Genomic DNA, 12,442 nt, shown 5'->3' on the forward strand with positions numbered 1-12,442 from the left:
ATGTCAATTTCCCCAGCGATTTTTATACTGGAGAACCAAAGACTTTAGCCTTGCTTCTTAGGCTGGCGCGTACGGCCACCTTCTTTCTTGCCCTCTCCCGTCGCACTGATCTTACGACCAAGACCGATTTCGCGAGCGAGAGCAGAGCGGCGCTGGGCATAATTAGGAGCAACCAGCGGGTAATCAGAAGGCAGACCCCAACGCTCACGGTACTGCTCAGGAGTCATGTTATAGGCGCTTTGAAGATGACGCTTGAGCATTTTCAGCTTCTTGCCGTCTTCGAGGCAAACAATATAGTCCGGGAATACAGACCGCTTGATGGGAACAGCAGGCTGCGGACGCTCTGGTTCAGGCTCCTGTTGTGGAACACCGGCATTGGCAAGGGCTTCGTAGACCTGCCGAATCAATGCCGGAAGAGTTTCCGCATCCACACTTCCTTTGGAAACCTGAGCAGCAACGATCTGCGCAGTCAGTTCCAGCAGATCTGGATGGGAGGATGTGTTCTCCGACATAATATTTTACCTTCCCTAAGGGGTAATATTTTTAGCCATTTACGGCATGAAAACATTCTGCCTGTTATGACCACAGAATATACGATCACCACCACGCAGATAGCGAATCATTTTTAACAAAATTTCTAGAATATGCAGCCTAAAAAAGAAGTAATTATCTTATTGTCCCTTTTGAAATCCACCAAAGTTCCTTTGTGAGCCTTATGCAATCCATCACTGCCATACTCTGCTCCCCAAGTGATTTCATGGGATGGCGCTCTCTCAGCCGTGATTTCCTGAACCGGCAGGTTGCGGCAAGCGCGATTTATTGGTCCATACAGGAAACAGACTCATTATACGCCCCTCAGAGCAAGCGTATTCTTCCGAATGCTCCATCTTCACTGAAAATACCTCGTTCTTTCGGTCGATTAATGTCTTCGGTGTTTGCTTCCTCCACTCCCGACCGGTTCGATCGACTCTACCGCGCGTTGGTACATATTCAGCACTCTGGAGAGCCTTCCAAGGCCGACCTGCAGGATTTCGAGCAGATTGCCGAGAATGTCCGCGCCCAAATTCTCGCACTGAGAAGCGCATTCCCGGAAAATCGCATTAAGGACTGGCAGGTCATCAAAACAGACTATGACCCACAATTAATTGATAGCCAGATTGGGCCACTTGGCCGATTACGGACTGCACCATGGGCTCTTCTGTCAGACAGCAGGACGCTTTGCTGGGATGGTCAGGACTATCGTATGGGTCCAGCACTGCCGGATATCATGGCCACCTCCGGTACAGACCTGCTTCCTCAGGCCTTACAAATCGCGACAGCAACCCGCGCCAATGCTTATTGGCAGGGTTTAGGCACAGTGCACGTAACACCTACAAGCGCAGACATTGAGCAGTCTCCTTCCCTCACCGCCCTGCGGGCACTTGCTACAGACTGCTCGCTTTGTGATCTGTGTCATCACGCTACGCGAACCGTCTTTGGTGAAGGCCCCCAGAACGCGGACCTTCTATTTGTTGGGGAACAACCTGGGGATCAGGAAGATCTTCAAGGTCGTCCTTTTGTGGGGCCAGCCGGACAGCTTTTTGACAAGGCTTTTGAGGAAGCACAGGGACAGCGTCATGAAGCGTGGGTCAGTAATGCCGTCAAACACTTCAAATTTGTCCAGAAAGGAAACCGGCGCATTCACCAGAAACCGGGATCAGTGGAGATAAATGCCTGCTCACCCTGGATTTCGGCAGAACGTCGGCTTCTACAGCCCAAGGTAACAGTCATGCTGGGCGTGACAGGAGCCAGCGCTCTTCTCGGGCGCCCCGTTACGGTTTCCCGTGAGCGTTCCCGGCTTTTCAGACTTGAAGATGGGAGCCTTGGTCTTGTGACAGTACACCCCTCTTATCTGCTGCGCCTGCCGGATGAGGATGCAAAGACACGCGAATACATAAAATTCGTCGCAGATCTGAGAATGGCCATTTCGGCTCTCGCCTAACGGGAACCATCGGGGCTAAGAAAGCCCTGCAATGAGTGGTAGCACTACGTCAGCAGGACGTCCGACTCCGAACAATCCCCCCTCCGGTGCAAGTGCGTCAGCAGCCTTGCGCCCGCGGATCAAACTCCCCTTGTCCTGGGTCTACGCTCCCTCGACGGCAACACTCACCTTCGCACTCAGAAATACTTTTGCCGCATGCCTCGCGATCGGCATCGCATTCTGGATGGAACTCGATAGCCCTGCCTGGGCTGCGATGACCGTCTGGGCCGTTGCACAGGCAACGCGCGGGGAAAGTCAGTCAAAAGCCAAATGGCGTATTATCGGGACCATAACTGGAGCCGTTGCGTCCATTGCCCTGATGGCTGCGGCTCCTCAAGCTCCATGGCTGTTCTTTCCCATGATTGCCATTTGGATTGGCATGTGCAGCGGACTGGCGACATTTGTCAGTAACTTTCGCTCCTATGCCCTTGTTCTTGCAGGATATACCTGTTCGATCATCTGCATGGACGCAGCATCCGATCCTGACAATATTTTCACAGTCGCCGTCTCCCGCACCACTTACATTATTCTAGGCGTGCTGTGCGAAGCGTTCATGGGCCTGATCTTCGCAACGACCCAGGAACGACAGGCGCGCGCGCAATTGCGCCAGAAGCTGGAATCCGCACTCGTTCTCGTAACCGGGACCTTATGCAGCATCCTTGGTGAAGAACGCGGAGCCCTGAATGCCGCACGCCGACAGTTCGGCACCATCCTCAGCATCAACGATCAGATCGAATTTGCTGAAGTGGAAATGGGGCCGCATGGTCATGAAGGCGATCACGCCCGCGCTGCTCTGGCCTCTGTGTCTGCTCTGCTGTCGCGCGGGTTCGGCATGGCCATGCGGCTGCAGCTCCTTAATCATGAACATCCTGCATTTACGCAGGCCGCAGATGAGATTCTGTCCTTCCTAAGAGATTTTCCGAAGCGGATCGCCAGCACATCAACCGTTCCCGATCTGCTTGCAGAACTCCAGCATCTTCGAGACGTGTGCCGCCTGTATGCTGCACCGCATCGAGAGACGGATCTTCAGAACAGCAATGAACCTGTTCCGGGTAATGATCCTTTCGATCTCAGACTCAATGAGCAGGATACGGAAGCCCATCTGGATGAGCGCGTCCTGTTCATGTCTCTGGGCGAACTACTTGGGGACCTTGAGCTTGCGATCAAGGAATATGAAGCCAGTACACACTCCATTCCCGGCGATCATTTTCATTTTCAACGACAAACCCATCGGGATACCCGTGAGGCCGTCCATAACGGACTTCGGGGAGCATGCGCCGTCCTGGTAACGGCCCTGATCTATGAAATTACCGCCTGGCCCAGTGGGCTTGGTTTTATTGCGATTACGACTCTGGTTTGCGGCCTATTCGCAACCAAGGAAAATCCCGTTCTTGGGACCATGGAATTTCTGAAAGGCGCACTCGCAGCCTATGTCGTCGCGTGGATCTTGGTTTTTGTCTTGATGCCGAAAGTCACAACCTTCGAAACACTGACGCTCTTTCTGGGGCCTGCAATGTTTCTCGGTGGGTTGGCGAAAGGGAACCCCTCCACCGCAGGTGGTGCCGCAGCATACGGTCTGCTGCTCCCTGCCATGCTGGGACTGGAAAACCATCATGTCATGAATGAAGTGGCGTTCTACAACAGCAACATGGCCGTCGTGATGGCTGTTGGTATCAGTGTTCTGGTTTTTCGTACCGTTCTGCCGTTCAGCAGTTCAGATGAGCGATTTCGTCTGCGTCGCATCATGTTGACGGAACTCCGTCATCTGGCAGATCCGAACTACACGCCCCAGATCAGTGTTTGGATCGGACGCAACACGGATCGTTTTGCACGCCTCATCCGGCACGCCGGACCAACCCCTGCCCCACTGATTGAAGCGTGTATTCTTGGAACGCTTGCAACGCTGACATTAGGGCTGAACATCATCCGTCTTCGCACACTTCTCGATCGGGAATATTTGCCGGATAGCGCGCGACGCCCCATTCAGTTGGTGCTTCATTATGTTGAGCAGTCCACAAAGCGGCATGATAAGGCAGCCCGCGTTGCAAACGCCGCAGTCAGACGTTTACGTGCCCTTGATGAGCATGAAACCGATCTTGTGACACGGTTGGAAATGACCCGTGCCATCACCTATCTCGTCGTGATTGCCTATACAATGCAAACCAATGCGGACTTTCTTGACGCAAGCCGCCCTTTCAAGGGCGAGCGCAGCCATTTGAAACTTCAGGATGCTGTCCAGTAATTGCTTTGTGAGACAACAGCCATTGCTTCAAAGCTGGGACCAACACTACGAAAGACCGCACGTAAAATCAGATGAGTCCGATTGAAGAGAACATCAATCAAACGATATTTTTTTTGATTTATCTGGCGGAGAGGGTGGGATTCGAACCCACGGTACCCGCGAAGGCACAACGGTTTTCGAGACCGCCCCAATCGACCACTCTGGCACCTCTCCGTACGGTCTGGATGAGCAGACCTGATCGATGGAGCGGCTTATGGCGAGGTTTTTCTGAGATTGCAAGAGGGCACGACCATACCCCTTGAAAAAAGTACAACCACAACCTTTGACCGTGCTGTTTTTTATTGACGTAGAGGACATCGCGCTGTATCGACCCGCCTGTTCTGTCCGTCTTTCGTAGATTAGGATGGGAACCAACGATAAGAAGCGACTGGGTTGCGCCAGATCGGGAATACCCCGGCAAAAGCAGCCACGAGATCGGAACAGCGAGAGTTTCCAGAATGTTTGCAGTCATCCGCACGGGCGGAAAACAGTATCGTGTTGCTCCCGAGAGCATCCTGAAGGTTGAAAAGCTTGAGGCGGAAGCCGGCAGCACCATCACCTTCTCCGACGTCCTGATGGTCGGCAGCGAAGGCAGTGTCACTGTTGGCGCCCCTCTAGTTGCAGGCGCAACCGTGACGGCCACCGTGGTCGCACAGGATCGTCTGGCCAAGGTGATCATCTTCAAGAAGCGTCGCCGTCAGAACAGCCGTCGCAAGAACGGCCACCGCCAGCACGTTACCGTGCTGCGCATCGACGCGATCAACGCGGCCTGATAGCCCGCACCAGGAAGGATAAACAGCCATGGCACAAAAAAAGGCAGGCGGTTCCAGTCGTAACGGGCGCGATAGCGCCGGTCGCCGTCTCGGCGTCAAGAAGTTCGGCGGCGAAAGCGTTCTGGCAGGCAACATCATTGTCCGTCAGCGTGGAACCAAGATGAAGGCTGGCAGCAATGTCGGCGTTGGTCGCGATCACACCCTGTTCGCCCTTGTGGACGGACATGTGAAGTTCCAGCGTCGCGCCGAAGGCCGCGTCCACGTTTCCGTGGCGCTGCCGGAAGCCGCCGAATAAGTCACCGCGCCCTCAAGCGCGAGCGGAAGGGCCGGTCCTCCTCAGGGCCGGCCTTTTTCATATGTTGCGGATAATACGATGAAATTTCTCGACCAGGCCAAGATCTATGTACGTTCCGGCGATGGCGGTGACGGCGTGATCGCCTTCCGTCGGGAAAAGTACATCGAGTTCGGCGGCCCCGATGGTGGCAATGGCGGACGTGGTGGCGATGTTCTTTTTCGCGCCGTCCCTGCCCTCAATACGCTGATTGATTTCCGGTACACCCAGCATTTCAAAGCTCGAAAGGGCGGAAATGGCGCGGGTTCTGATCGAACCGGCGCTGCTGCAGATAACGTCATCATTGATGTTCCTGTTGGGACGCAGATTTTCGATGAGGACCGGGAAACCCTCCTCGCAGATCTCGATGAAGCCGGTAAGGAAATTCTCCTGTGCCGCGGCGGTGACGGTGGGCGTGGTAATGCCCATTACAAAACCAGCACCAACCGTGCCCCACGCCGTGCCGACAAAGGCTGGCCAGGCGAAGAGCGCTGGGTCTGGCTACGCCTGAAGCTCATTGCGGATGTTGGCCTTGTAGGCCTCCCGAATGCAGGCAAATCCACACTACTGTCTGTTGCCTCCCGTGCACGTCCGAAGATTGCAGATTATCCGTTTACAACACTTCATCCTCAACTGGGTGTCGTGCGCCTGAACACGACTGAAGAATTTGTCATCGCGGATATTCCTGGCCTGATCGAGGGTGCCAGTGAAGGCGCCGGTCTGGGCGATCGCTTTCTGGGTCACGTCGAACGATGCGCAACGCTGCTTCATCTGATTGATGGAACAGAGTCCCAGATCGTGAAGCATTGGCGCCTGATCCGGCATGAACTTGAAGCTTATGATCCAGGTCTTGCCGCGAAGCCCGAAATCATTGTGCTCAACAAGTGCGACTCTCTCACGGCGGAACAGAAATCTGCCAAGAAGCGCGCACTGGCCAAAGCATCCGGTGCAGAAGTCCTGACTCTTTCCGGCGTAACTGGAGAGGGGCTTCCCGAACTACTCCGGCTACTTCAGGATCGCGTCAACGCTGCGAAGGAAAGCAAACAGGCATGACATCCCCGGCCGCTGCCCCTCACCTGGCGCAGTCGCGCCGGATTGTCATCAAGATTGGTAGCGCTCTGCTGGTTGATAGCGCACAGGCAGCGCTGCGGACGGACTGGCTCCGCAGTGTTTGCGAAGACATTGCTAATCTCCGAAAAGCGGGCACAGAAGTTGTCGTTGTTTCCTCGGGGGCGATTTCGCTAGCCCGGCACCAATTAGGTCTAATGAACCGTCGACTTCGGCTCGACGAAAAGCAGGCCCTTGCCACAGTCGGCCAGATCGGACTGGCGCAAGGGTGGAGCACGGCACTGGCCGAGTACGGCCTCGTTGCCGGACAGCTTCTTCTGACCCCGGATGACACTGAGAGCCGTGAACGGCATCTTAATGCCCGCGCGACCCTCCAGACGTTGCTTGATCTGGGATGTATTCCGGTCATCAATGAAAACGACGCAATTGCCACGTCTGAAATTCGGTTTGGCGACAATGATCGTCTGGGCGCGCGTGTTGCACAGATGATTGAGGCAGACTGCCTGGTTCTTCTGTCCGATATTGATGGTCTCTATACTGCTGACCCGCGTACAAACCCTAATGCACGTCATATTCCGGTGATCGAACAGGTCACAGACGAGATTATGGCGATGGGCGGCGAACCTCCTCCCGGATATTCCTCAGGTGGGATGCGCACCAAACTTATGGCAGCGCGCATTGCCAATCGTGCCGGTGCAGCCATGGTGATTGCGGCGGGCCAGACACAGAACCCTCTTCAGAGACTTCTGGATGGTGGTCTGTGCACCTGGTTCCTGCCGCAGACGGATACCGGATCAGCACGCAAACGCTGGATCGGCAGCAGCCTGCATCCCAAAGGTGCGCTGATTGTGGATAGTGGCGCCCGACAGGCCCTCATCGTCGGCGCTTCCCTGCTCCCTGCCGGTGTTACAGCCATTGATGGGTATTTCGAGCGTGGTGATCTCGTCCTCATCAAGGACGAGAGTGGCAGCATCATCGGGCGGGGTTTATCTTCCTACAGCGCCGATGAATGCGGGAAGCTGATTGGCCATCGCTCAGCAGAGATGGAACAGCTTCTCGGGTACAGAGGCCGGGACGTACTCATCCACCGCGACGACCTCGCTTTGGACCAGCACTGATTCCAACAAAACGCGTCAGTCTCTTGGAGGCCAGCGGAGTTTCGGCTCAGCACGCCGACGAAATGTTTCCTCATCGTCATTTCGCGTGGCAACAGAACGCGGTGCAAGTTCTTCACGCTCACGGCTGCCCGCTTGCGAGCGCTCATCTTCCCAGGGAGCGCGGGACCAGCTTTTTACAGGCTCCTGCCGTCTGACAGCACGACGCAGGATCTCCGGTTCAGCCGCCATTGGTCCGTCCTCATAGGTCGGACCTTCCGCACGTACGACTGCAACAGGCTCGAAATAGTCTGCCGTTTTTGGTGATGCAGGTTCGACGGAACGTACTTTCTCTTGCGTAGACCGCAGAGGCGCACGCATGCCGCCTTCCAGCCCCTGCCCTGACGCTACTGTCCTGTCCGACGGAGGAGCCGTGAGGCGAAGCGTGAGAGATTGCAGCTCTGCCCGCAGTTCCGCGATCTGAAACTCCAGTTCCTGCAATCTTGGCTTCACGCCGAAAACTGCAAACGGCATGCACAGCAACGCCAGCCCAAACAGACCAGCGACAATCAAAAGACACATCAGTGCCCAGGCGGGCAGCCATGAAATATCGGACATCATGTTCCGGTCGCGATGTTAGGGGAGTCTGACGATGCTGCGTTAATCCAGAGTATATACCCGAGTTACATACCCAGGGCACGACGATAGATGTCGAGCAGCGTCTCCTGTTCTTCCACCTCGGCTGGCTCCTGCTTGCGCAGCTTGATGATCTGCTTGATCACCTTCACGTCAAAACCGGCAGACTTCGCTTCGGAGAAAATATCCTTGATATCCCCGGCCAGAGCCTTGCGTTCTTCTTCCAGACGCTCAACCCGCTCGATGATGGAGCGCAGGCGGTCGGCAGCAATGCCACCCGTTGCGGCGCCTTCGATTTTGCTTTCTGCGTCCATGTTCGATTTCCTTTTTCAGGCATAAGTCCAGAGTGCCGCAAAGATGCGATACCAGCCGCGCGGCTTATCGCGCCGGGGCTTGGGAGGTCAACGGGTTTATGTGCACATTTAGGGAACGCACGCGTTTCCGTGATGCGACCTCCCGATGTCGTGCATGCCCATTCCCTTGACAGAAAGCCCCCCAGAGCGGAACTAGACCGTGCCTGCAAAGGTCTGAACCCTAAACCCTTTTCCCCGACAATCCGGGTTCGAGAGGTCAGAGAGCACTCATGGAACACGTCCAGCAGGTCGAGCCATTCGACTATGTTATCTTTGGCGCCACCGGCGATCTCACGATGCGCAAGCTTCTGCCTGCGCTTTATAACCGTCTCCGCATGGGGCAGATTCCTGATGATGCCCGCATCATCGGAACCGCGCGTACGGATATCGACCGGGAAGGCTATGTTGCCCGCGCCAGAGAGGCGCTGGAACGCTTCATACCTGATGATGTCCGGTCATCGGTCCTTGTAGACCGTTTTCTCAGCCTTCTACACTATGTCACACTTGATGGCACAAAGGCAGACAGTGAATGGGGGGATTTATCTTCCCTTCTCTCTCAGGCCCCGGCCGACCGGATCCGCGTTTATTACTTCGCGACAGCACCTCAGCTCTATGGTCGCATTTGCGAGAACCTGCACAGCCACGGTCTCGTAACGCCCCATTCTCGCGTCGTGCTGGAGAAGCCGATCGGCACGGATATGGCTACAGCTACCGCCATCAATGACGGTGTTGGTCAGTATTTCCCCGAAAACCAGATCTACCGCATCGATCATTATCTTGGAAAAGAGACCGTCCAGAACGTTCTGGCGCTGCGCTTTGCCAATCCGATCATGAATGCAATCTGGTCTAGCGAGCAGATTGAGAGCGTACAGATCACGGCCGCCGAAACTGTTGGCGTAGAGGGACGTGCGTCCTACTACGACACGTCAGGCGCCATGCGCGATATGATTCAGAACCATCTTCTTCAGGTTCTGTGCCTTGTCGCCATGGAAGCTCCAGACTCTCTGGAAGCCGATACGGTTCGCAATGCGAAACTGGCCGTCCTGAACGCCCTCCGTCCTATCACGGATGAAACTGTAGCGGCTGAAACAGTTCGCGCTCAGTACACGGCAGGCGTGGTCGGCGGTCAGAGCGTTCCGGGCTATCTGGAAGAGCTTGGACAACCAAGCAATACGGAAACCTACGCTGCCATCCGGGCCTGGGTTGATACACCACGCTGGAAGGGTGTGCCGTTCTACATCCGCACCGCAAAGCGGTCTGCCCACAAGGTCAGCGAAATCGTTATTCGCTTCCGCTCTGCTCCGACCACGCTTTTTGGTTCAGCACCGGCGGGAAACCGTCTGGTTATTCGCATTCAGCCTAACGAAGGTATCGAGCTTCAGCTGAACGTCAAAAACCCGGCTCTGGACGCCTATACACTGCGCACCGCCGATCTGGACACAGCGATCCGGATGGAAGGCGGACTGCCCTTCCCGGACTCTTACGAGCGTCTTCTCCTTGACGCGGTGCGGGGCAATCCTATTCTCTTCATCCGTCGTGACGAGGTCGAGGCGGCATGGCGCTGGGCTGAGCCTGTTCTCAATGCCTGGAGCGAGAACAAGGTGCCGATGCAGACTTACAGTGCCGGTTCGTACGGTCCGGAAAAGTCTGCTGAAATGCTCGCCGCCAAGGGCGACAAGTGGCACGAAGATATGGAGTAAACGCTTTTGACTGACAACGCGAACGCAAAGCCCCGTTTCTCACGGGGCACACGGCGTCCGCCTCGTACACTCAAACAGCATCTGATGCGCCGGCTCCTGATTGTGGTGCCGGCGTTTCTGTTGATGTTCGTGATCGTTCGTACCGGACTTCTGGACTTTTCCTATGACAAGTTCACGTTCAACAAGCTGAGCTGGTTCGACAACACAGCCCTTGTGGAACATCTGCGCCTTGTCGTGACCAATGACGGCCTGACGGATATGCCAAAAAAGTGCCTGGTATTTGTCGTCAATGGCAATGCTGCGGACAATAATCCAATCATTGACGTTCTGGGACGACATGGAAACGGTTGCCCGGGTGACAAACCTTCCGCTGACAAGCTGTTCAGCGTGAAAGTTGATCGCAGCGAGCGAACCCTTCAGACGGACGCAGGGACACCCGGTTCCTTTCGTCAGCTTCAGCCCTGACAGAACTGGCTTTTCAGGAAGACGCTGTCCCGGCCTTCCTGAAAGCTTCCTTCAGAAACTCGCCTCCTTCCCGCAGCGCCGTCCGTCCATCCCGAAACAAAGCATATCCATTCAGGAAGCCGTGGATCATGCGCGGGAAGAGTCGATATCGAACCGGAACACCTGCATCTCTGAGTAGACGGGTATAAAGCTCTCCCTCGCCTCTTAACGGATCGAAACCAGCCGTTACGATCATCGCAGGTGGAAGATTTTTGAAGGTCTCGGCAAAGACTGGCGAAAACTCTGGATCAAACAGATCCTCCGGAGCCGCAAGGGTCTGCCCACAGTACCAGTGCAGCAGTTCCGTAGTAAGCATATAGCCTTGGCCATAGGCCTGCCGGGACGCAGGAATGATCGGACCACTGACGGCCGGGTAATACAGAAGCTGAGCAGCCAGAGTAATATTCGGATCGATACGACTCCAGTGCGTAAGCGCGGCTGAAAGATTCCCTCCAGCACTGTCACCCGCCACTGCAATCGGAAGCTTGGGTGCAACCTGCCTAAGCCATTTAAGGGCTGCCTGTGCGTCTCTCAGCCCCGCAGGGAATCGATGTTCAGGCGCAAGACGGTAATCAAGTGATAGAACCATGGCACCCGATGTCGTAGCCAGTCGGCAGCAGATACCGTGGTGGGAGGTTGTGTCGCAATGAACGAATCCTCCACCGTGCAGAAACAGCACGATGCCCGTGACTTTCCCTCTGGGACGATAGAGCCGCGCAGGTCGCTCTCCCACTTCGCCTGGCACGTTGATCTCAATCCATTTGCGAATGCGCAGCGAGGACAGACATTGAGGAAAACTTGGCCTCCCGGTCACCCGCCTAAGATGCGCGAGAGCCGTAGCTGACGGCATAGGCGCTGGGATGTCCGGCACCACATCAATGGGCACGGAACGAGATACCATTCCGCGACGACGAGCTTGCCATTCCAGCCAGAAAAGAAAGATCCGCAGAGCAAAAGTCGGTTGCATTCCAGCATCATGGCGACAAATGAACCGAAAGTCTGCCCTTGACCCGCAACCGCTCCCGGCGCAAGGTCCGCCCGCCAGACGGCTGGACGATCGCTGTGACCGGGATGAGGATCCCTGTCATGGAGGAAAGTCCGGGCTCCATGGGAAAACGGTACCGGCTAACAGCCGGCGGGGGCGACCCTAGGGACAGTGCCACAGAAAACAGACCGCCCGCCGGACTGTTCCTTCTGGAACATGTCGCGGGTAAGGGCGAAACGGTGCGGTAAAAGCGCACCGCGATTCCGGCAACGGCGTCGGTCACGGTAAACCCTACCGGGAGCAAGACCGAATAGGAACGGCAGGCTGTCGCAAGGCAGCCGGGAGCGTCTCACTCCGTCGTTCGGGTTGGTTGCGTGAGGCATGCAGCAATGCATGTCCCAGAGGAATGATCGTCCCGCCTTTGGCGGACAGAACCCGGCTTACAGGCCGTCTGGCACCTCTGATCAAAACCGTTCTCCAATAGTTCCCAGAACAGATATTAAGAGAACATAAAGGGAACAAATAGCGGCAGGTATAGATCTCGCCCGGCGATTATCCCTGATAATTCCTAATAAATAGCAAAAAAACGCGTCACAATTCCCGCATTGAAAATAGCCGCAGTTTTCTGCCGTTTTTCGCAGATATGTGTTTGACGTCCCATAAAATCCCATGGTATCCCAAGAAAGAACAGAGAAAT

The 12,442-nt window shown here is 55.5% G+C and carries 12 protein-coding genes, 1 tRNA gene and 1 other RNA gene; 9 read left to right on the forward strand and 5 right to left on the reverse strand.

All coding sequences use genetic code 11. From position 1 onward, the window contains the following. Positions 1-44 precede the first annotated feature (44 nt). Positions 45-512, reverse strand: coding sequence for a Ros/MucR family transcriptional regulator (locus AC3B6F_RS00320; protein WP_282860435.1), 468 nt, complete (start codon positions 510-512; stop codon positions 45-47). A 203-nt stretch (positions 513-715) separates the two neighbouring features. Between AC3B6F_RS00320 and AC3B6F_RS00325 the strand changes: the two genes are divergently transcribed. Both AC3B6F_RS00325 and AC3B6F_RS00330 read left to right on the forward strand, forming a co-directional pair. Beyond that, positions 716-1,981 carry a UdgX family uracil-DNA binding protein gene (locus AC3B6F_RS00325; protein ID WP_489822965.1) on the forward strand — a complete coding sequence of 422 codons (1,266 nt, stop codon included), beginning with the start codon at positions 716-718 and terminating at the stop codon, positions 1,979-1,981. 31 nt (positions 1,982-2,012) lie between these two features. Beyond that, positions 2,013-4,262 (forward strand): FUSC family protein, encoded by a 2,250-nt coding sequence (locus tag AC3B6F_RS00330; RefSeq protein WP_211568625.1) that lies wholly within the window; start codon positions 2,013-2,015, stop codon positions 4,260-4,262. Between the two features lie 123 nt (positions 4,263-4,385). Here the strand turns inward: AC3B6F_RS00330 and AC3B6F_RS00335 are convergent. Then, a tRNA-Ser gene (locus AC3B6F_RS00335) sits at positions 4,386-4,475 on the reverse strand. A 284-nt stretch (positions 4,476-4,759) separates the two neighbouring features. On the opposite strand from AC3B6F_RS00335, the gene rplU reads away from it, so the two are divergent. From rplU to proB, 4 genes are all read left to right on the forward strand, one after another. After that, a complete protein-coding gene (gene rplU, locus AC3B6F_RS00340) occupies positions 4,760-5,074 on the forward strand; it encodes a 50S ribosomal protein L21 (RefSeq protein WP_023942800.1) in 315 nt (104 codons plus the stop codon). Positions 5,075-5,102: 28 nt separating this feature from the next. Then, complete coding sequence (gene rpmA / locus AC3B6F_RS00345) at positions 5,103-5,369, forward strand: 50S ribosomal protein L27 (RefSeq protein WP_007283551.1); 267 nt, start codon at positions 5,103-5,105, stop codon at positions 5,367-5,369. 78 nt (positions 5,370-5,447) lie between these two features. Continuing rightward, positions 5,448-6,458 (forward strand): GTPase ObgE, encoded by a 1,011-nt coding sequence (gene obgE, locus AC3B6F_RS00350; protein ID WP_023942804.1) that lies wholly within the window; start codon positions 5,448-5,450, stop codon positions 6,456-6,458. Next, positions 6,455-7,591, forward strand: a complete 1,137-nt coding sequence (gene proB / locus AC3B6F_RS00355; protein ID WP_010503939.1) for a glutamate 5-kinase — start codon at positions 6,455-6,457, stop codon at positions 7,589-7,591. Before obgE ends, proB begins: the two co-directional genes overlap by 4 nt. 15 nt (positions 7,592-7,606) lie before the next feature. Here the strand turns inward: proB and AC3B6F_RS00360 are convergent, their stop codons facing one another. After that, a complete protein-coding gene (locus tag AC3B6F_RS00360) occupies positions 7,607-8,188 on the reverse strand; it encodes a hypothetical protein (protein WP_489822966.1) in 582 nt (193 codons plus the stop codon). A gap of 62 nt (positions 8,189-8,250) precedes the next feature. Next, positions 8,251-8,517 (reverse strand): DUF2312 domain-containing protein, encoded by a 267-nt coding sequence (locus AC3B6F_RS00365; RefSeq protein WP_007283547.1) that lies wholly within the window; start codon positions 8,515-8,517, stop codon positions 8,251-8,253. A 269-nt stretch (positions 8,518-8,786) separates the two neighbouring features. Here AC3B6F_RS00365 and zwf point away from each other — a divergent pair, with 269 nt between their 5' ends. Together zwf and AC3B6F_RS00375 are read left to right on the forward strand one after the other, a co-directional pair. Next, a complete protein-coding gene (gene zwf / locus AC3B6F_RS00370; RefSeq protein ID WP_489822967.1) occupies positions 8,787-10,256 on the forward strand; it encodes a glucose-6-phosphate dehydrogenase in 1,470 nt (489 codons plus the stop codon). A 6-nt stretch (positions 10,257-10,262) separates the two neighbouring features. After that, positions 10,263-10,721: a hypothetical protein gene (locus tag AC3B6F_RS00375; protein ID WP_010503944.1), complete on the forward strand. Its 459-nt coding sequence runs from the start codon at positions 10,263-10,265 to the stop codon at positions 10,719-10,721. Between the two features lie 13 nt (positions 10,722-10,734). On the opposite strand, the gene AC3B6F_RS00380 is transcribed toward AC3B6F_RS00375, so the two are convergent. Next, complete coding sequence (locus AC3B6F_RS00380) at positions 10,735-11,727, reverse strand: alpha/beta hydrolase (RefSeq protein WP_489822969.1); 993 nt, start codon at positions 11,725-11,727, stop codon at positions 10,735-10,737. Between the two features lie 74 nt (positions 11,728-11,801). On the opposite strand from AC3B6F_RS00380, the gene rnpB reads away from it, so the two are divergent. Then, positions 11,802-12,204, forward strand: an RNA gene (gene rnpB / locus AC3B6F_RS00385) — RNase P RNA component class A. Positions 12,205-12,442 lie beyond the last annotated feature (238 nt).

The sequence above is a fragment of the Gluconobacter sp. ESL1110 genome, from assembly GCF_058107395.1.